This window comes from Arcobacter sp. LA11, assembly GCF_001895145.1.
Lineage (GTDB): Bacteria > Campylobacterota > Campylobacteria > Campylobacterales > Arcobacteraceae > Halarcobacter.
On sequence record NZ_BDIR01000011.1, the window covers coordinates 1 to 18,814 of the forward strand.

The 18,814-nt window shown below is 31.1% G+C and carries 22 protein-coding genes and 1 pseudogene; 18 read left to right on the forward strand and 5 right to left on the reverse strand.

Annotation, left to right across the window (positions count from 1 at the left end; translation table 11 throughout):
- The 4 genes and pseudogenes from BT997_RS15450 to BT997_RS11735 all read right to left on the reverse strand — a co-directional run.
- Positions 1-111 (reverse strand): annotated as a pseudogene (locus tag BT997_RS15450) (isocitrate/isopropylmalate family dehydrogenase); the annotation flags it as partial.
- 22 nt (positions 112-133) lie between these two features.
- The gene (locus tag BT997_RS11725; RefSeq protein WP_072682094.1) at positions 134-928 is read right to left on the reverse strand and encodes an SDR family NAD(P)-dependent oxidoreductase; all 795 of its coding nucleotides are present in this window, start codon (positions 926-928) and stop codon (positions 134-136) included.
- 114 nt (positions 929-1,042) lie between these two features.
- Complete coding sequence (locus tag BT997_RS11730; protein ID WP_072682095.1) at positions 1,043-1,801, reverse strand: response regulator; 759 nt, start codon at positions 1,799-1,801, stop codon at positions 1,043-1,045.
- Positions 1,794-3,095, reverse strand: a complete 1,302-nt coding sequence (locus tag BT997_RS11735; RefSeq protein ID WP_072682096.1) for a sensor histidine kinase — start codon at positions 3,093-3,095, stop codon at positions 1,794-1,796. The genes BT997_RS11730 and BT997_RS11735 overlap by 8 nt, the downstream gene beginning before the upstream one ends.
- Positions 3,096-3,263: 168 nt before the next feature.
- On the opposite strand from BT997_RS11735, the gene BT997_RS11740 reads away from it, so the two are divergent.
- The 17 genes from BT997_RS11740 (at position 3,264) to BT997_RS11820 (ending at position 16,606) form a co-directional block, all read left to right on the forward strand.
- Positions 3,264-3,530 (forward strand): phenol hydroxylase subunit, encoded by a 267-nt coding sequence (locus BT997_RS11740; RefSeq protein ID WP_072682097.1) that lies wholly within the window; start codon positions 3,264-3,266, stop codon positions 3,528-3,530.
- Positions 3,530-4,525, forward strand: coding sequence for a hypothetical protein (locus BT997_RS11745; protein ID WP_072682098.1), 996 nt, complete (start codon positions 3,530-3,532; stop codon positions 4,523-4,525). Before BT997_RS11740 ends, BT997_RS11745 begins: the two co-directional genes overlap by 1 nt.
- A gap of 8 nt (positions 4,526-4,533) precedes the next feature.
- A complete protein-coding gene (locus BT997_RS11750; protein WP_072682099.1) occupies positions 4,534-4,809 on the forward strand; it encodes an MmoB/DmpM family protein in 276 nt (91 codons plus the stop codon).
- Positions 4,810-4,818: 9 nt separating this feature from the next.
- A complete protein-coding gene (locus BT997_RS11755) occupies positions 4,819-6,339 on the forward strand; it encodes an aromatic/alkene/methane monooxygenase hydroxylase/oxygenase subunit alpha (RefSeq protein ID WP_258239482.1) in 1,521 nt (506 codons plus the stop codon).
- A gap of 9 nt (positions 6,340-6,348) precedes the next feature.
- Positions 6,349-6,711: a phenol hydroxylase subunit P4 gene (locus BT997_RS11760; protein ID WP_072682100.1), complete on the forward strand. Its 363-nt coding sequence runs from the start codon at positions 6,349-6,351 to the stop codon at positions 6,709-6,711.
- Position 6,712: 1 nt separating this feature from the next.
- Positions 6,713-7,771, forward strand: a complete 1,059-nt coding sequence (locus BT997_RS11765; protein ID WP_072682101.1) for an NADH:ubiquinone reductase (Na(+)-transporting) subunit F — start codon at positions 6,713-6,715, stop codon at positions 7,769-7,771.
- Between the two features lie 8 nt (positions 7,772-7,779).
- A complete protein-coding gene (locus tag BT997_RS11770) occupies positions 7,780-8,112 on the forward strand; it encodes a 2Fe-2S iron-sulfur cluster-binding protein (RefSeq protein WP_072682102.1) in 333 nt (110 codons plus the stop codon).
- An 11-nt stretch (positions 8,113-8,123) separates the two neighbouring features.
- On the forward strand, positions 8,124-9,068 hold the full coding sequence (locus BT997_RS11775) for a catechol 2,3-dioxygenase (protein WP_072682103.1): 945 nt from the start codon (positions 8,124-8,126) through the stop codon (positions 9,066-9,068).
- 8 nt (positions 9,069-9,076) lie between these two features.
- Positions 9,077-9,493 (forward strand): heme-binding protein, encoded by a 417-nt coding sequence (locus BT997_RS11780; RefSeq protein WP_072682104.1) that lies wholly within the window; start codon positions 9,077-9,079, stop codon positions 9,491-9,493.
- A 19-nt stretch (positions 9,494-9,512) separates the two neighbouring features.
- Positions 9,513-10,970: a 2-hydroxymuconic semialdehyde dehydrogenase gene (locus tag BT997_RS11785; protein WP_072682105.1), complete on the forward strand. Its 1,458-nt coding sequence runs from the start codon at positions 9,513-9,515 to the stop codon at positions 10,968-10,970.
- 10 nt (positions 10,971-10,980) lie between these two features.
- Entirely contained in the window at positions 10,981-11,769 is a 789-nt protein-coding gene (gene dmpE / locus BT997_RS11790) for a 2-oxopent-4-enoate hydratase (protein WP_072682106.1), read from the forward strand.
- Positions 11,770-11,899: 130 nt separating this feature from the next.
- Complete coding sequence (locus BT997_RS11795) at positions 11,900-12,784, forward strand: acetaldehyde dehydrogenase (acetylating) (protein WP_072682107.1); 885 nt, start codon at positions 11,900-11,902, stop codon at positions 12,782-12,784.
- A 2-nt stretch (positions 12,785-12,786) separates the two neighbouring features.
- Positions 12,787-13,815, forward strand: a complete 1,029-nt coding sequence (gene dmpG, locus BT997_RS11800; RefSeq protein WP_072682108.1) for a 4-hydroxy-2-oxovalerate aldolase — start codon at positions 12,787-12,789, stop codon at positions 13,813-13,815.
- Positions 13,815-14,603 (forward strand): 2-oxo-3-hexenedioate decarboxylase, encoded by a 789-nt coding sequence (gene dmpH, locus BT997_RS11805; RefSeq protein WP_072682109.1) that lies wholly within the window; start codon positions 13,815-13,817, stop codon positions 14,601-14,603. Before dmpG ends, dmpH begins: the two co-directional genes overlap by 1 nt.
- A 9-nt stretch (positions 14,604-14,612) precedes the next feature.
- On the forward strand, positions 14,613-14,804 hold the full coding sequence (locus BT997_RS11810) for a 2-hydroxymuconate tautomerase (protein ID WP_072682110.1): 192 nt from the start codon (positions 14,613-14,615) through the stop codon (positions 14,802-14,804).
- A 40-nt stretch (positions 14,805-14,844) separates the two neighbouring features.
- The gene (locus tag BT997_RS11815) at positions 14,845-15,663 is read left to right on the forward strand and encodes an alpha/beta fold hydrolase (RefSeq protein ID WP_072682111.1); all 819 of its coding nucleotides are present in this window, start codon (positions 14,845-14,847) and stop codon (positions 15,661-15,663) included.
- Between the two features lie 4 nt (positions 15,664-15,667).
- On the forward strand, positions 15,668-16,606 hold the full coding sequence (locus BT997_RS11820) for a ketopantoate reductase family protein (protein ID WP_072682112.1): 939 nt from the start codon (positions 15,668-15,670) through the stop codon (positions 16,604-16,606).
- 35 nt (positions 16,607-16,641) lie between these two features.
- Here the strand turns inward: BT997_RS11820 and BT997_RS11825 are convergent, their stop codons facing one another.
- A complete protein-coding gene (locus tag BT997_RS11825; RefSeq protein WP_072682113.1) occupies positions 16,642-17,829 on the reverse strand; it encodes a hypothetical protein in 1,188 nt (395 codons plus the stop codon).
- Positions 17,830-18,099: 270 nt separating this feature from the next.
- Here BT997_RS11825 and BT997_RS11830 point away from each other — a divergent pair, with 270 nt between their 5' ends.
- Positions 18,100-18,813 (forward strand): DUF4198 domain-containing protein, encoded by a 714-nt coding sequence (locus BT997_RS11830; RefSeq protein ID WP_072682114.1) that lies wholly within the window; start codon positions 18,100-18,102, stop codon positions 18,811-18,813.
- The last annotated feature ends 1 nt before the right edge of the window (position 18,814 follow it).

Here is an 18,814-nt window from a genome sequence, read left to right on the forward strand (position 1 = left end):
TAAAGAGAATCCACAAGAATAAGAAACTGCATCTAATACTTTGATTGCTTCATCTACTATCTCTGGTCCTATTCCATCACCTTTGATTATTGATATATTGTATTTTTTCATCTTTTACTTTTCTCCTTAATTTTTAAACTGCGGATTGTATAACACCTGCATCAGCTCTTAATGCAGCACCATTTGTAGCAGATGATAAAGAACTTGCAGTATATACAATCATATTTGATACTTCTTCTACATTTGTAAATCTTTGAAGTAAAGATGTTGGTCTTATTTCCTCAAAAAATTCTTTTTCAATCTCTTTAAAGGATTTATTTTGAGAGTTAGCAAGTTCTTCCATAAATTCAGAAACGCCTTCTGAGTTAGATGGTCCAACAATAATTGAATTAGAAGTAACATTTGTACCTTTTGTAAGTTCTGCAATTCCTCTTGCAACGGAAATTTGAGCAGTTTTAGTCATACCATAATGTATCATTTCTTTTGGAATTTGTAAGGCAGATTCACTAGAAATAAATATAATTCTTCCCCAGTTCTGATTTACCATTTTTGATAAATAATGTTGTGAGAGTCTTACTCCACTCATAACATTTATATTGAACATATCAATCCACTCTTTTTCCGTGATGTCTTTAAATTCTTTTGGTTCAAATACTCCTAGATTATTTATTAGAATATCAATATGAGGAATTTTTGATATAAGATGATTACAACCTTCTAAGCTTTTTAAATCTGCAACAATACCTTCTATTTTAGCCTCTGGAAATTTCTTTTTAATTTTTAAAATAGCTTTTTTTAATTTTTCTTTATTTTTACCATTAATAACTACCTTTGCACCTTCTTCACAAAGTTTCATTGCCGTTGCTAGTCCAATTCCCTGCGTGGAACCTGTAATTAATGCAATTTTATTTTTTATTTTTAAATCCATATATTCTCCTTTAAAAAAATATAATAGTAAAAAAGAATCGTGATTAAATCGCATTTTATTTTATAAAATTAATTAAAGGATAAAAGATTTCTTTTTAGTATATACTAGATTGAACTATAAAAGTTCAATCTTATAACCTGTATTATTTTGATTTACAATTAAATCTTTATGTATTTTTCCTCTTAGTCTAAATAACAGTGATCTAAAAGCAGCATATCCAGCAGGCTCGTCTTGCCATATTGCGTATTCTAATTGTTCTTGTGAAATGTTATGTCCAGGTGAGCTACATAATAGTTTTATAATTTTAATCTCTTTGGATGTTAGTTTTACAGGTTCATCTCCATAATAGAGAACTTCTTTCTCTTTATCAAATAGGTACCCAAATTTCAATCTTACTGTTCTTGATTTTTCTTCTGTATTTATAGATAGTTTATGTTCTAAAGTTTTATTGATATTTTGTACAGCGTCTAGTTTTTGAGTTTTTGATTTATCCTCTTCGGCTTTTTTTAAAGCTACTTCAATTGCAGCTTGTAATATATTTTTTTTGTAAGGTTTTAATATGTATCCGTATGGAAAAGTTTCTGATGCCTCTTTAATTGTTGAGAGTTCAGAATTTGCAGTTAGAAATATTATAGGAGTATTAGGAATAATTGTTTTTAACTCTTTTGCTAAAACTATACCTGTTGTAGGACCTTTTAAATAAATATCCATTAAAATCAAATCAGGAACTACTCCTTTTTCTAAAATTTTTAATGTTTTACATTTATTAGGAGCTATGCCACAGGGTTCGTAACCTAGCTCAATTAGTGTTTCTTTTAAATTTAAAGCAATTATTGATTCATCTTCTACAATCAAAATTTTTATTTTATTCATAGCTATTCTCCTTTTGAGGAAATTTAATATTACACTCTAGTCCTTTATTATTACAAAATTCAATTTCTCCATCAAGTTGATCTTCTACAATGGAATGTATTAATTGCATTCCAATTGATTCACTCTTATATAAAGAATTTATCTTTTTCATACCATCTCCATTATCTCTTATTTTTAATAATATAAAATCATCAATTATATTCATATGAATACATAAAAGATTATCTCTATTTTCACTAAAGGCATACTTAAAAGCATTTACACAAAGTTCGTGCAATACCATTCCTAATTGAATACATCTATTAGTTGAAAAAATAAGTTTGTCAATATGTAAATCAACGGTTAGTTTTGTATTTTGAGATATGTATAAATCTTTTATATCTTCAACTAGTTTGGTAATATAATCAGGTAAGTTAATATATGCTAAGTTTTCCCCTAAATATAAAAATTCATGAACTAGTGCCATTGTATGGATTCTACTTCTACTTTGTTTCATTGCATCTTTTAACTCATTATCGTTACTTCTTCTTTCTTGCATATTTAATAAAGAAGAGATTATTTCCATATTATTTTTAACTCTATGATGAATTTCTTTTAAAAGAATCTCTTTTTCATCAATAGACTTTTGAAGTTCTCTATTCATTGTTGTTATACTATTTCTATATTCTAGTCTTTGTGTCATATCTCTTCCAAATGCACATATATAATCTTTCCCTCCATATATAAATCCGTGCCCTGATACTTCAATTGGAATAATAGTTCCATCTTTTTTTCTTTGTGTTGTTTCAAGTCTCCAGTTTTTTGTATTTTTAATTTCTAACATACATACTTGTGCGGAGTTCCTATCAAAATTTGGATCCATATCTTCTAAGTCCATATCTAACATCTCTTCTTTTGTATATCCTAGTATGTTACAAGCTGCTTGATTTACATAAACAAATTTTGCATCAAGAGTGAACCAATATATTTGGTCAACTGAATTATCTAAAGCAAATTCATAAGGGGCTAATCTATCTTTATCTTTTTGTTTTAGTTCATTGTATGATTTTTCTATTTTAGTGATTACTTTTTGCATATGATTAATCATTATATATAAAATTATCCCAGTAGATATCATAAATAGTATTACAAATGTAATGGGACCTTGATTTGTTATGTCATTATTTTCAAAAAATATTTTAATTAATTTATCTAAAAGAAGAACGCCTAAAATACCAGTAAAAATAAAAGTCAGAGAGAATCTTCTTGCAATTTTTTTATTATTAAAAAAACGAGTTTTAAATTTATATTTCAAACCAAGACCTTTTTTATCATTATTTCTAAAATTATATCATAAAGAAAAAAATGAAATTTATACTGCGATTAATTCGCGAATATTTTTTATTAAACTGATTTTGAAAGTTTGAAATACTCAAAATACTAAAACATATTTTATGTTTTAGGTTTCTTAGAAAGGGCTAGTATGAGTAATGAGTTGATTACAGATTTTGATAAGTATGTTCATATTACAAATCAAACTAAAGCTGGATTAATAGAGTTTGATTTTTCTGTTGGAGATCCAACAATGTATCTTGAACTTGCTTTACCAGTAAGACAATTTGAAAATTTTTGTAATAAAAATGGTGTTAAGTATTTAACTAAACAACAAGAGATTGATGTGGAAAATGACAGACATAAGTGGAAGTATGGCGAAGTTGGAACATTAAAATATGAAAAGGAGCAAGAGTAATGACATTAGATATAAAAAGTATTGATATACAGCCTAAAAGGGAGACCTTTGGTCATGTTGCAAGGCGTATTGGAGAAGGTAAGGCTGCAACTAGATATGAAGAAGCTACATATGACTTACAAGCAACGCATAACTTTCATTATAGACCAACATATAACCCTAAGTATGAGTTATATGATACTGATAAAACAGCTATTAAGATGGAAGATTGGTATAAGTTTTTAGATCCAAGACAATATTACTATTCAAACTATGTAATGACAAGAGCAAAACAGCAAGAAGTAGCAGAGCAAAACTTTACTTTTATAGAAAAAAGAGATCTTTTATCTGTAATGCCTCAAGATGTAAAAAATGAGATTTTAAATCATGTTTTACCTTTAAGACACTATGAATGGGGAGCTAATATGAACAATCTTCAATTAGTTTCTGAAAGTTATGGGGCGGCTTTTGCTAGTGCTTCTATGTTCCATGCTGAAGATAGATTAGGTAATGCTCAATATATTACTAGAATTGGTTTAATGATCTCTGAAAATGAGACAGATGTTTTAGATAATTCAAAAGAAGCATGGTTAAATGATGCTTCATGGCAACCATTAAGAAAAGCACTTGAAGATTCATTTGTTTTAGAAGATTGGTTTGAGTTACATATGGTTCAAAATATAATTATGGATGGATTTATTCAACCACTATTTTTTAATGTGTATGAACAAGAATTAAATGCAAGAGGTGGAAGTGCACAAGGAATGATGAGTGAATTTATTACAACTTGGTATGAAGAATCATCTAAGTGGACTGATAAAACTATTGAGGTTGCATCATCTGAGTCAGAAGAAAATGCTCAGTTATTATCTTCTTGGGCAATAAAATATATTGAAATCATGGAAGAAGCAACTTTAGCCTTAGCAAAAAATATTGTTGAAAATCCTACTTCTACAGTTGCAACAATTAAAGAAAATTTAATTAACCGTTTAAATAAAAACGGTCTAAAAGTATAGGAGATACTATGTCACAAAATAATGTAATGTTAGTTCTTCAAGCAAATGAAGAAGCACGTCCTATGGTTGAAGCAATACAAAAAGACAACCAAGATGCAATTGTTGAAAATCAGCCTGCAATGATAAAAATAACATCTCCTGGAAAGTTAGTCATAAAAGCTGAAACTATGGAAGAAATTATTGGACGAGAATGGGATCCTCAAGAACTTCAACTTGTTTTGATTTCACTTGCAGGTAATGTTGATGAAGATTATGATCATTTTACAATCTATTGGGATAACTAGGAGCAAACAATGACTATGAACACTAAAAATAGAAAAAAACGTTTAAATATGAAAGAAAAATATAAACATATGACAAGACTTGGTTGGGAAACTAGCTACCAAGATATGGATAAAGTTTTTCCTTATGATAATTATGAAGGTATTAAAATTCATGATTGGGAAGCTTGGGAAGACCCATTTAGAATGACAATGGATTCTTACTGGAAATATCAAGGTGAAAAAGATAAAAAGTTATATGCAATTATTGATGCTTTTGCTCAAAATAATGCTCAAAAAAATATTACGGATGCAAGATATGTATCTGCATTAAAATTGTTTTTAACTGGTGTTTCACCATTAGAATATCAAGCTCATAGAGGTTTTGCACATGTTGCAAGAAATTTTAGAGGTGATGGTCCAAGAGTAGCGTGTCAAATGCAAGCAATTGATGAACTAAGACATGTTCAAACTCAAATTCATACTTTAAGCCATTATAACAAACACTTTAACGGATTTTCTGAGTTTGCACATTGGCATGATAGAGTTTGGTATCTTTCTGTTCCTAAATCATTCTTTGATGATGCAAGAACTGCTGGACCATTTGAATTTATGATTGCAATTGGATTTTCATTTGAGTATGTATTAACAAACCTTTTATTTGTACCATTTATGAGTGGAGCTGCTTATAATGGAGATATGGCAACTGTTACATTTGGATTCTCTGCACAATCTGATGAAGCTAGACATATGACATTAGGTCTTCAAGCTATTAAATTTATGTTAGAGCAAGATCCAGCAAATGTTCCAATCGTACAAGGTTGGATTGATAAGTGGACATGGAGAGGTTATAAAGTTTTAGGGCTTGTATCAATGATGATGGATTATATGTTACCTGAATCTCCACAGTCATGGAAAGAAGCATGGGAATTATATTTTGAAGAAAATACTGTTGCACTATTTAAAGATTTAGAAAGATATGGAATCAAAGTTCCTGATTGTGCAGGAACAGTTGCAGCTGAAAAAGATCATTTATCTCATCAAATTTGGATGACATTTTATACTCATGGAGCAGCAGCACCTTTCCATACTTGGTTACCTGATGAAAAGAAAATGGATTGGTTAAGTGAAAAATATCCAGATACATTTGATAAATATTATAGACCAGTATATGAACATTGGGCAAAATTAGAGAAAGAGGGTAAGAGATATTATTCAGAAATGTTACCCCAACTTTGTCAGACTTGTCAGATACCAATGCTTTATACAGAGATTGAAAAAGGTGAACCAACACAAATTGCCCATAGACATACTATCTTCAATGGTGAGAGATTTCATTTTTGTTCTGATCATTGTAAAGACATTTTTGAGAATGAACCTGAAAAATATACCCATGCGTGGATGCCTGTACAACAAATATTCCAAGGAAATTGTGGTGGGGCAACACTTCCAGAAGTTTTAGATTGGTATAAAGTTAAGTTTGGTACAGACAATTTAGATTATGTAGGGTCTGAAGATGAAGCTACATGGAAACAGTGGCATGGGCAAGAATAAGGAGATATTATGGCAGTTAAATCAATAGGAAAATATGAAGCGAAAATGATGGATGCAGTTGAAAACTTTCATGGGAATCAACTTGTTTATATAGGATGGGATAAACATAGGCTGATTAATTCAGCTATGGCTTTCCCTTTACCTCCACAAATGCCATTTGGGGCACTGTTAAGTGATGTAATGCCGATGTGTTATAAAGATCATCCAGATTTTGAACAGGTTGTTTGGGATGATTCTATTATTTGGAATTTAAATGGAGAATTATTTGTTCCAGATGTTGAAAAATCTTTACAAGATAATGGAATAGATCATAAATCAATTTTGAGATTTGAAACACCAAATCTTACAGGACTTAATGGCGTAGGAATGTAATATGAGTTATCAAGTAGAGATAGAGCCAACTGGTGATGTAATTGAGGTTCAAGATGGACAAACTATTCTTGATGCCGCATTAAGACAAGGTGTCTATATCCCACATGCTTGTTCTCATGGTTTATGTGGAACTTGTAAGGTTGAAGTTCTAGAAGGAGAAGTAGATTATGGTGCTGCTTCACCTTTTGCATTGATGGATATAGAGAAAGATGAAGGGAAATGTCTAGCTTGTACTGCAACGCCAATGGAAGATTGTGCGATTGAAGCTGATATTGACGAAGAACCAGATGCTAGAACAATTCCTGTACAGGATTTTATGGGAACAGTTGTTGAGGTAAAAGATTTAACGCCAAGAATTAAAGGAATTTTTATTGAATTAGATGAAGAGATTGATTTTCAAGCAGGACAGTATATTCAATATTATGTTCCTGGATTTGAAGAACCAAGAGCGTTTTCTTTGTGTAATTCATCAAATAATAAAAAAATTATTGAGTTAAATATTGCATTAGTTCCTGATGGTGAAGCAACACCTTGGATACATAAAAATGTAAAAGTAGGTGCAAGAAGGAAAATTGCTGGACCATATGGAAGATTTTTTGTACGAGAATCTGCAAATAAACCAATGATTTTCTTTGCAGGTGGTTCTGGACTTTCAAGTCCAAAATCAATGATTTTAGAACAACTTGAAAATGGAAGTACTCAACAAATACATCTATTTCATGGAGCAAGAAATCAAGAAGAACTTTATTATTCTGATATGTTTGAAAAATTGGCTGAAGAATATGAAAACTTTACATACGTTCCTGTGTTATCAGATAATGATTTAGAGAATTGGAATGGAAGAACAGGTTTTGTAAATGATGCAGCAAATGAGATATTTGAAAATGATTTTTCTGGTTCAAAGGCATATTTATGTGGCCCTCCACCAATGATTGATGCGTGTATTACAACTTTAATGAGAGGAAGACTTTTTGATAGAGATATATATACTGAAAAGTTTTTTTCTAAAGCGGATTTAAATAGTACAAGTGTTCAAAGTCCTCTTTTTAAATCAATCTAGGTTTTGAAATGGGCGAAAAAATATTCTTAATGACAATGGAAGGTTCTAATAAAGAGATTATTGGAACAAAAGATAAACACATCTTAGATGCTATGTTAGCTGTTGGAATTGATAAAGCTCCAAAAGGTTGCCATGGCGGAGGATGTGGTGTTTGTAAAATTAAGATAATAAAAGGAGAAGTTACTACTTTAACTCAAAGTAGAAAGTTCTTATCAGTAGAAGAAGAGAAAGATGGTCATGTACTTGCATGTAGAGCATTCCCTCTTTCAGACTTAGAGTTTGAATTTATTGGAAAACCTAAATGTAAAGTTAATGAAAAGAAAAAATACGGATTTGTATAAAAGGAAAAACTATGGGAATTATGAGAATAGGACATATAGATATTAATGTAATTGATATTGAAGTATCAAAAGCATATTACACAAAAGTAATGGATATGAGAATCACTCATGAGGCTGCAGATGGAAAAGTCTATTTAAAATGCTGGGATGAGTGGGATAAATATTCTGTTGTTTTAACGCCAAATGATAGTGCAGGAATGAATAATATTGCATACAAAGTTGAAAAAGATTCTGATTTAGATGATTTAAAAACAAAGTTAGAAGCTTATGGCATTTCAGTAAATGATAGACCTGCTAATGAAGTAATTTTTTGTGGAAGAACATTAACTTTTAATCTTCCTTCTGGACATGAAATGATTCTTTATTCACAAAAAGATTTCATTGGTAAAGATGTTGGAACTCAAAATCCAGAACCATGGCCTGATGGAATGACTGGAGTAGGTGCTCATTGGTTAGATCATGCTTTATTAATGTGTGAACTTGATCCTGAAAATGGAGTAAATAAAGTTACTGAAAATACAAAATTAATGGAAGAAGTTTTTGATATGAAACTTGCAGAACAAGTTATGGTTGGTCCAAATGGTGATGTTCAGTTAGCAACTTGGCTAAGTGCTGGAAATACTCCCCATGATATTGCATTTGTTGGAGGTCCTGAAATGGGATTACATCATTTTGCATTTTTCTTAGATGATTGGGCAGATATTTTAAAAGCTGCAGATGTCTTATCTAAAAATGATGTAAAAGTAGATGTTACTCCACAAAGACATGGAATTACAAGAGGAAATACAATTTATTTCTTTGATCCATCAGGAAATAGAAATGAGACATTTGCTGGACTTGGTTATGCAGTTTATCCTGATATGCCAACAATTACTTGGACAGAAGATAAATTATGGAAAGGTATTTTCTATCATACTGCACAACCTGTTGAGTCTTTTACAACAGTATATACATAGGATTTGAAGTGAAAACATTTAATCACAATGATATATCTATGCAAGCAGCTTTTGCTGCTTGTAATGAAGCTGTGAAAAAAGCAGAAGAACTTAAGATAAAAATTAATGTAAGTATTTGTGATAGTGCTGGATTAGAACTAGCTTTTTTAAGAATGAATGGTTCATATATTCACTCAATTAATATTGCAAAAGATAAAGCATATACTAGTGCAAGTTTTGGGTTTAGTACTGCTACTTGGACAGATATTTTTAAGGAAGCTTCACACTTAGAACAAGGATTTTCTAATAGAGATAGACTAATACCTTTTGGTGGAGGTCTACCTATTATGAATGAAAATGAACTTATAGGTGCAATTGGAGTTTCTGGAGGAACAGAGGAAGAAGATATTATTTGTGCGCAAGCAGGAATAAATAAAATAGTATAAATAAAATTTAGGAATACATATGAAAAAAGTACAACATTATATAAATGGACAATTTGTAGATTCACAATGTGGTGAATTTTTTGATAACTATAACCCAGCAACAAATGAGTTGATTTCAAAAGTAGCTTTAGGACGGGAATATGAAGTAAATGCGGCAGTTGAAGCTGCAAGAAAAGCATTAACTGGGGAATGGGGGCAAATGAAGTTAAATGACAGAATTGCTTTAATGTATGAAATTGCAAATGAAATGGATAAAAGATTTGATGATTTCTTAGAAGCTGAAACTCTTGATACAGGTAAACCATACTCTATTGCCAGACATATTGATATTCCAAGAGGAGCTGCAAACTTCAAAGTATTTGCTGATACCATGAAATCAGTTGCAGATGAAGCATATAGAATGGATACACCAGATGGCAAAACTGCAATGAACTATTCAATGAGACAGCCAAAAGGTGTTATTTCTGTTATTTCTCCTTGGAATTTACCACTTCTTTTAATGACTTGGAAAGTTGGCCCCGCTCTAGCTTGTGGTAATACAGTTATTGTAAAACCTTCTCAAGTAACTCCTACAACAACATCACTTTTAGGTGAAGTAATGTCTAAAGTTGGAATTCCTGATGGAGTTTATAATGTAGTACAAGGAAAAGGGTCTATTACTGGGAATTTAATTACTGCTCATAAAGATATTGATGCTATTACTTTTACAGGTGAAACTGTAACAGGTGAAAAAATTATGAAAGAGTGTTCTGTTGGTGTTAGGGATGTTTCTTTGGAACTTGGTGGTAAAAACCCTGCAATTATCTTTGAAGATTGTGATATGGATAAAGCAATTACTGAAACAACAAGATCAGCCTTTGCAAATTCTGGACAAGTGTGTTTAGGTACAGAAAGAGTTTATGTACAAAGACCAATTTTTGATAAATTTGTCAAAAGATTAAAAGAGTCTGCTCAAAATTTAAAACTTGGAGTTCAAAATGATGAATCATCAGATATGGGTCCATTAGTAAGTGCAGCACATAGAGATAAAGTTTTATCATATTATGAAACAGCAGTTGCTGAAGGTGCAAATGTAGTTTTAGGTGGAGGGACTCCTACAATGACAGGTAACTTAAAAGATGGTTATTGGGTTGAACCAACAATTTGGACAGGCTTAAGTGAAGATGCAACGGTTGTAAAAGAGGAAGTATTTGGACCTTGTTGTCATGTTCAACCATTTGATACAGAAGAAGAAGTTATAAAAATGGCAAATAATTCTCCATATGGTTTAGCTTCTACAGTATTTACTGAAAATCTAGATAAAGCTCATAGAGTTGCAGGACAGATTGATTCAGGAATTGTATGGATTAACTCATGGTTTTTAAGAGATTTAAGAACACCATTTGGTGGGATGAAAGGTTCTGGAATTGGACGTGAGGGTGGTCATCACTCTTTAGAATTCTATACAGAGCTAAAAAATGTATGTATAAAGATGTAAGGACAAAATGATGGAAAAAGCAAAAATTGAAAAATATGGTAATGAATTATATGAAGCTTTAAAATCTAACACAATGATTGAACCTATTACTTCAAGAGAATCAGATATTACAATTGAAGATGCCTACGCAATTCAAGACGTGTTTATCAAAAGAAGAATAAAAGATGATGGTGTAAAAGTTATTGGTAAAAAAATTGGTGTTACATCAAAAGTTGTAATGGATATGTTAGGTGTTCATCAGCCAGATTTTGGATATCTTTTATCTGATATGATTTATTCTGATGGTGATGAAATAGATGTTACAAATAAAATGATTCAACCAAAAGCAGAGGGTGAAATTGCCTTTGTTCTAAAAGAAGATTTAATGGGACCAGGGGTTACAACGGCTGATGTTTTAAGAGCAACAAAATTTGTGATGCCTTGTTTTGAAATTGTTGATTCTAGAATTAAAGATTGGAAAATAAAAGTACAAGATACAGTTGCAGATAATGCTTCTTGTGGATATATAGTATTTGGAGGACAAGGTGTTAATCCTAGAGATGTTGATTTGACAACTTGCGGTTTAACATTAGAAGCGAATGGAGAATTATTACATACAGGAGCAGGTGCCGCTGCTCTAGGAAGTCCTGTAAATGCAGTTGCCTGGCTTGCAAATACTTTAGGCTCTTTTGGAGTTGGTCTAAAAGCTGGTGAGGTAATACTTTCAGGAGCTTTATGTGCGATGGTTACGATTAAACCAAATGATAATATGACTATTAATGTAGGTGGAATTGGTTCTGCTTCTTGTAGATTTGTGTAAATAGTGCAAAGGATAACTTGTTATCCTCTTTAGGATTTGTTTATTTAGGTGAAATTTATTTTCACCGTTAAAAGAAATAAAAAGAATAAAAGGTCCCTTCAAAATAGGGACTATTTTTAAGGAATTAAGTATGAAAATTAACTGCGCATTAATTGGATCTGGAAATATAGGAACAGATTTAATGTATAAACTTCAAAGAAGTGAGATTTTAAACCCATTATGGATGGTAGGAATTGATCCAGAATCTGATGGATTATTAAAAGCAAAAGAAGCTGGAATGAAAATTACTTCTGATGGTGTAGATGGATTATTAGAATATATTGAAGATGATGGAGTAATGATTGCTTTTGATGCAACATCAGCTTATGTTCATGGTGAGAATAATAGAAAACTAAAAGAAAAAGGTGTAATGGTTATAGATTTAACACCTGCTGCAATTGGGCCATTTTGTGTTCCTTCTGTAAATATGAAAGAGTTACTTTCTAAAAATGAACAAAATGTAAATATGGTTACTTGTGGAGGGCAAGCTACTATTCCAATGGTAGCGGCTGTATCTGCTGTTCAAGCTGTTGAATATGGCGAGATTGTTGCAACAGTTGCTTCAAAATCAGCAGGTCCAGGAACAAGGGCAAATATTGATGAGTTTACAGAGACTACTAAACTAGGTATAGAAAAAGTTGGTGGTGCAAAACTTGGTAAAGCAATTATAATTTTAAATCCTGCTGAGCCACCTTTAATGATGAGAGATACTGTTCACTGTTTAACAGTTGATGACCCAGATGAAGAAGCTATTACAAAATCTGTAAATGAGATGATAAGTGAAGTTCAAAAGTTTGTACCAGGCTATAAATTAAAAAATGGTCCAGTATTTGATGGAAAAAAAGTATCTATCTTTTTAGAAGTTGAAGGTTTAGGAGATTACTTACCAAAGTATGCGGGTAATCTAGACATTATTACAGCTGCCGCAACAAATATTGCAGAGCAAATGGCTGAACAAATAAAAGCAGGAGCATAATTATGGATTTAAGAGGAAAAAAAGTAACTCTTCATGATATGTCATTAAGAGATGGAATGCACTCTATTAGACATCAGTTTACATTAGAACAAATGACAAAAATGTCAATGGCTATGGATGAAGCGGGTGTTCCTATGATTGAGGTGACTCATGGAGATGGCTTAGGAGGAACTTCACTTAATTATGGTTTTGGTTTACATAGTGATGAAGAGTGGTTAGATGCTGTTGTTCCTAATGTAAAACAAACAAAAGTATCTGCTCTTTTACTTCCTGGTATTGGAATTGTAAAAGATTTAGAACGAGCAGTAGAACATGGAATTTCAACTGTTAGGGTTGCAACACATTGTACTGAAGCTGATTGTTCTCAACAACATATCACAAAAGCTAAAGAGATGGGCTTAGATACAGTTGGTTTTTTAATGATGGCACATATGGTTGACGAAAAAAGAATTGTTGAAGAAGCTAGAAAGATGGTTTCATATGGTGCAAATTGTATTTATGCAACAGATTCTGCTGGATATATGTTACCAGATATGGTTAGTGCAAGAATAGGGGCTTTGAAAAAAGAGTTTGGAGATGAAATTGAAATTGGATTTCACGGTCATAATAATATGTCTATGGGTGTTGCTAATTCTCTGGCTGCAATCGAATCAGGGGCAACTAGAATTGATGCTTCACTAGCAGGATTTGGAGCAGGTTCTGGAAATACAGCAATGGAAGTTTTAGTAGCTGTTTTAAATAGAATGGGTGTTGAAACTGGAATTGATTTAAATAAAATTGAAGATGCAGCTGAAGATATCGCTTTACCAATTATGGGGAAACCTACAAGAATTTCTAGAGATTCTTTAACTCTTGGATATGCAGGTGTTTACTCTTCTTTTTTACTTTTTGCACGTCGTGCTGAAGCAAAATATGGAATAGATACAAGAACTATTTTAGAAGAACTAGGTCGAAGAGGAACTGTTGGTGGTCAAGAAGATATGATTGAAGATTTAGCATTAGATATGGCAAAAGAGCAAGGATTAATATAATGGCATTAGATAAAGCAACAATAGAAAAGCTAGCTAAGCATTGTGAAGATGCTGAGGTTCAGGCTTATGAGATTACAAAGATAACTGATGATTATCCTCAAATGACATATGAGGATGCATATGATATCCAATGGAAAGCAAGAGCTAATAAAGAAGCTAGAGGTACAAAAATAGTTGGTATGAAAATGGGTCTAACTTCTCAAGCTAAGATGAAACAAATGGGAGTTGAAAATCCTTGTTATGGATATTTAGCAGATTATTTTGCTTATGGTGATGGAGCAGAAATTAAGATTGATGAGTTAATTCATCCTAAAGTAGAAGCTGAAATTGCTTTTATTTTAAAAGATGATTTATCAGGCCCTGGGTGTCATATTGGAGATGTTTTAGCTGCAACTGATTTTGTTATGCCTGCAGTTGAAATTATTGATTCTAGATATAAAGATTTTAAATTTGATTTAAAATCAGTTATTGCTGATAACTCTTCGTCTTCTAGATATGTAACTGGTGGAAGAATGAGAGATATAAAAGACTTAGATTTAAAAACTCTAGGTGTTGTTATGGAAATAAATGGTGAAGTAGTTCAGCTTGGAGCTGGAGCTGCTGTTCTTGGTCATCCTGCAACATCAATTGCTATGTTAGCAAATATGATGGGTGAAAGAGGTGAAGTTTTAAAAGCTGGTACTTATATTCTTTCAGGTGCAATTACTGCTGCAGTGGGAGTAAAAAAAGGTGATAATGTAACTGTGAAATTTCAAGATCTTGGTTGTTTAACAATGAAGTTTGTATAAAGGAATCCTATGCCAATTGCAACAATAAATATAATTGAAGGAAGATCTGATGAAAAAAAAGAGGATCTTATTATAAAAGTAACTCAAGCTATTCATGAATCAATTGATGCTCCTATTGAATCAATAAGAGTGATATTAAACGAGATGCCAAAACAACATTTTGGAATAGCTGGTAAAAGTATAAAAAAGTTAGGTAAATAGTATATTAAAACTAAATATATTTGATGAAAAAAGGAATAAGATGGAAAACCCAGAAATAGCACATAGTATAAAAACTGGAAACTTTAAAACAAATTATCATGATATGGGAAGTGGCGAAACAGTAATATTTATTCATGGCTCAGGACCAGGTGTTTCTGCTTTTGCAAACTGGAGATTATGTATGCCAGATTTATCTGAAAACTTTAGAGTACTTGCCCCTGATATGGCTGGTTTTGGTTTTACTGAAAGGCTAGAAAATTCAAGTTATAATATGGATGTTTGGGTTAAACAAATAATCGATTTAATGGATGCCTTAGATATCAAAAAAACAAATCTTGTTGGAAACTCATTTGGTGGTGCTTTAGCATTATCTTTAACGATTAAATATCCTGAAAGGTTTAAAAAAATTGTACTTATGGGATCAATGGGTGTTGAATTTGAATTAACAGCAGGACTTGATCAAGCTTGGGGTTATACTCCAAGTTTAGAAAACATGAAATCTTTACTTGATACTTTTGCATATAGTAGAGTTTTAGTAACAAATGAGTTAGCAAAGTTAAGATATGATGCAAGTATACGTCCAGGTTTTCAAGAGTCATTTTCTTCAATGTTTCCAGCTCCTAGACAAAATTCGGTTAGAGATATGGCAAGTAAAGAAGAAGATATAAAGAAAATTGATAAAGATGTATTGATTATTCATGGAAGAGATGATAAAGTTATTCCTTTTGAAAACTCTATAAGGTTACATAGTTTAATCCAAAAATCTCAATTACATGGATTTGGGGAGTGTGGACATTGGAGTCAAATTGAACACAAAGATAGATTTAATAAAATAGTAAAAGATTTTTTTATGGAGTAAAGATATGAATTACATTATTCTAGGTGCTGGTGGAATTGGGTCTTATTATGGTGCAAAACTATTAGAAACAGGACATAATGTAATTTTTATTGCAAGGGGCAAACATTTAAAGGCATTAAAAGAAAATGGTTTAAATTTGTCCCATCCAACTTTTAAGTTTAATAAAAAAGTTTTGGCTTTTAGTTTGGATGAAATAAAACTAAATAATCTTCCTCAAATAGATGCAATAATTTTAACTACAAAATCAACTACAACTAATAATGTTGCAAAAGATTTATCCAAAATTTTTAATGATAATCAAAAATGTCCCTTTATTGTTTCTTTACAAAATGGTGTTGAAAATGAAGATATTTTATGTAACTATTTTCCAAAAGATAAAATAATAGGAGCACTTAGTAGAAAAATAGGAGCTCATATTGTAAAACCTGGTTATATTGAAGCTACAGGTATTGTAGAGACAATAATTGGTACTTTAGAAAAAACTTCTAGTAATAAAATATTTTTACAGAACTTTTCATCAGAAATTAAAAAATCAGGTATTTTATGTGAAGTTACAGATAATATAAAATTAGAGTTGTGGAAGAAATTGATTATTAACAATGGTGTAAATGCTATATGCGCTTTATTAGAAATAAAAACTGGTGTTTTAATGCATAATAAAAAGTTATCTCAAATTGTATATGGATTGATGGAAGAAACAGCAAGTGCTGCAAAGGCTGTAAATATAGTTATTGAGAAAGAGGATATTAATCTAATGTTTGAATTAATAAGAAATTTTGATTCGATTAAACCTTCAATGTTAATAGATAAAGAATTCAAAAGGCCTCTTGAAATTGATGAGATATGTGGAGTTGTTATAAAATATAATGAAATGCAAGGATTTGATTCTCCATATACAAGAACAGTAGCTAGTATATTAGAATTTACTTATAATCTAAAATAGTGAGAATAAAAGAAGAGCTGAAAAGCTCCTCTTTATTAGAATTTATAACTTAAATAAATTCTTGTTGTATCTGTGTCTTCTTTAAAAACTTTCTCTGTTTCTACGTGTTCATAATTTACTTTTAACAGAAAATTTTTATAAAATGGGTATATTATCATAGCTCCAACAGCATCTACATCTCCTAAAGCATGAGTTTTTGAGGCAGAATGTCCTGCATAGGCAATAACTGTTGAATTTGCAATTGGCGCAATAATACCTCCTACAATAGTATCTGTATCAGCTCTAACAGGTACTCCTCCTCCATGAACTGGCATGGCTGTAAATGGAGTATCAGATGTCCCTGCTCCTGCACCTGTATATACAGGTGCATGTTTATCCGTGCTTGAAGTATATGCAGCTATATATGCAAGTTTTCCAATTCCTAATGGACCCATTGCTTTTAATCCAAATAATTTACCATCTTGTGCATCAGAAGCCTGTGTTTTATCTGTTGAAGTTAAAACTTGCGCTGAGATATTGTGACCAGCAATTACATAATCGGCTTGTAGATATAATGCCTCTTTATCAGAAGCTGATGTTTGACCATTTTCTTTTAAATATTGGGCTTGTAATGTAAGGTCTTTAATAGAAGTATTTTTAGCATAAATAGTATATGCTCCATCTTGAAATTTATCAAAATCTCCAGTGTCTCCTATAGAATTAGTTTTTCCTTGATATTTATTTATATAACCTGCAACTAAAGTTGTATCAGGAATATCTGTGTTTGTTAAAACATAAGCTTCAAAAGAATCTTTTAAAATTGATTCAGAAGATTTTCCATCTATTGCCGTACTTACCAGAGGTGTATAGATATATTGCCTACCAGCTTTTAAACTTGTTTTTGAAATTGTATAATCAATATATGCTTCTGATAAAACTGCACCAGATGCATCTAAATCATTTGCAAAAACATTACTATTATTTTTATCATCTATAATAGAAGATGTCTGAAAAGTAGCCCCTGCTTTAAAACCATAAAAATCACCTGTTATGATACCTAAACTACCACCAACAGCCGTAATATTATCTGATTTCTTATTTCCTAGGAAATTTGAGTTTGAGTATTCTGCTTTAATCTCACCTTTTACTTTTGAGTTTGAAAAAGCTTCTGACAAGTTCTGTGCATTTACTGAGCTTATTAGAGCTAGAGAAGTAACTAAACTTAACTTTACAATTTTTTTCATTTTATTCCCTTAATTATGTGATTTTCAAAAGAAATCTCTTCTTCAATAGAAATTCGCAAAATATCAAAGAAGAAATCTATTTAGAGTTTTCATATATAAATATAATTAAATGAAATCGCATTTTAATCGCGAATTGAATAAAATAACTTAAATGGCTTATCTTTAATATATGATTAATTATTTAGTTCTAAAAATACACAAGAAAAATACTAATTTATTATTATATAAAAACTATAGTTTTATAATTATAAAAATTTAAAAAGGATACTTTTGAAAACTTTTTTACTTCACATTCTCTTTTCTATATATGCAAGTGCACATTTCTTAGCATTTATTCCAACAACGGATAATATAAAGGATGATTCTCCTAAAATAAACTTTGACATGATGTTTATGCATCCTTTTGAGCAAACTGGTATGACAATGGAAAAACCAATAGGTCTCTTTTTGGATAAGAAAGAGCTTCCTTTAACTTCTGTAAATAAATATAATCATAAGGCATGGAGTAGTAGTTATACTTTTAAAAAGCCAGGTGTTTACCAATTTTATGTAAAACCTACTCTTTATTTTGAACCTAGTGAAGAGAAGTATATCTCTCATGTTCCAAAGGTAATAATAAGTGCTTTTGGAAGAGAAGATGGTTGGGATGAACCTGTAGGTTTAAAGTATGAGATTATTCCCTTAGTTAAACCTTTTGGAGTTTACAAAGGAAATCTCTTTCAAGGTAAAGTTTTACATAATGGAAAACCTGCTTCAAATGTAGAAGTAGAAGTTGAATTATATAATACTTTTGGATTAAAAACCCCTAGTGATGCACATATAACACAAGTTGTTAAAACTGATGATAATGGCATTTTTTCTTTTGTTATGAATCATAAAGGTTGGTGGGGATTTGCTGCACTGATAGAAGAGGGTGAAGAAGAGTATAAAGGTAAAAAATATCCTATTGAAAATGGTGCGTTACTTTGGATAAAGGCTTACTAAC

Bases quoted from the DNA above. Each gene is read 5' to 3' on its own strand.
- BT997_RS11725 (WP_072682094.1), bottom strand. From the start codon at position 928: ATGGATTTAAAAATAAAAAATAAAATTGCATTAATTACAGGTTCCACG.
- BT997_RS11730 (WP_072682095.1), bottom strand. From the start codon at position 1,801: ATGAATAAAATAAAAATTTTGATTGTAGAAGATGAATCAATAATTGCT.
- BT997_RS11740 (WP_072682097.1), top strand. From the start codon at position 3,264: ATGAGTAATGAGTTGATTACAGATTTTGATAAGTATGTTCATATTACA.
- BT997_RS11745 (WP_072682098.1), top strand. From the start codon at position 3,530: ATGACATTAGATATAAAAAGTATTGATATACAGCCTAAAAGGGAGACC.
- BT997_RS11750 (WP_072682099.1), top strand. From the start codon at position 4,534: ATGTCACAAAATAATGTAATGTTAGTTCTTCAAGCAAATGAAGAAGCA.
- BT997_RS11755 (WP_258239482.1), top strand. From the start codon at position 4,819: ATGACTATGAACACTAAAAATAGAAAAAAACGTTTAAATATGAAAGAA.
- BT997_RS11760 (WP_072682100.1), top strand. From the start codon at position 6,349: ATGGCAGTTAAATCAATAGGAAAATATGAAGCGAAAATGATGGATGCA.
- BT997_RS11765 (WP_072682101.1), top strand. From the start codon at position 6,713: ATGAGTTATCAAGTAGAGATAGAGCCAACTGGTGATGTAATTGAGGTT.
- BT997_RS11770 (WP_072682102.1), top strand. From the start codon at position 7,780: ATGGGCGAAAAAATATTCTTAATGACAATGGAAGGTTCTAATAAAGAG.
- BT997_RS11775 (WP_072682103.1), top strand. From the start codon at position 8,124: ATGGGAATTATGAGAATAGGACATATAGATATTAATGTAATTGATATT.
- BT997_RS11785 (WP_072682105.1), top strand. From the start codon at position 9,513: ATGAAAAAAGTACAACATTATATAAATGGACAATTTGTAGATTCACAA.
- dmpE (WP_072682106.1), top strand. From the start codon at position 10,981: ATGGAAAAAGCAAAAATTGAAAAATATGGTAATGAATTATATGAAGCT.
- BT997_RS11795 (WP_072682107.1), top strand. From the start codon at position 11,900: ATGAAAATTAACTGCGCATTAATTGGATCTGGAAATATAGGAACAGAT.
- dmpG (WP_072682108.1), top strand. From the start codon at position 12,787: ATGGATTTAAGAGGAAAAAAAGTAACTCTTCATGATATGTCATTAAGA.
- dmpH (WP_072682109.1), top strand. From the start codon at position 13,815: ATGGCATTAGATAAAGCAACAATAGAAAAGCTAGCTAAGCATTGTGAA.
- BT997_RS11810 (WP_072682110.1), top strand. From the start codon at position 14,613: ATGCCAATTGCAACAATAAATATAATTGAAGGAAGATCTGATGAAAAA.
- BT997_RS11815 (WP_072682111.1), top strand. From the start codon at position 14,845: ATGGAAAACCCAGAAATAGCACATAGTATAAAAACTGGAAACTTTAAA.
- BT997_RS11820 (WP_072682112.1), top strand. From the start codon at position 15,668: ATGAATTACATTATTCTAGGTGCTGGTGGAATTGGGTCTTATTATGGT.
- BT997_RS11825 (WP_072682113.1), bottom strand. From the start codon at position 17,829: ATGAAAAAAATTGTAAAGTTAAGTTTAGTTACTTCTCTAGCTCTAATA.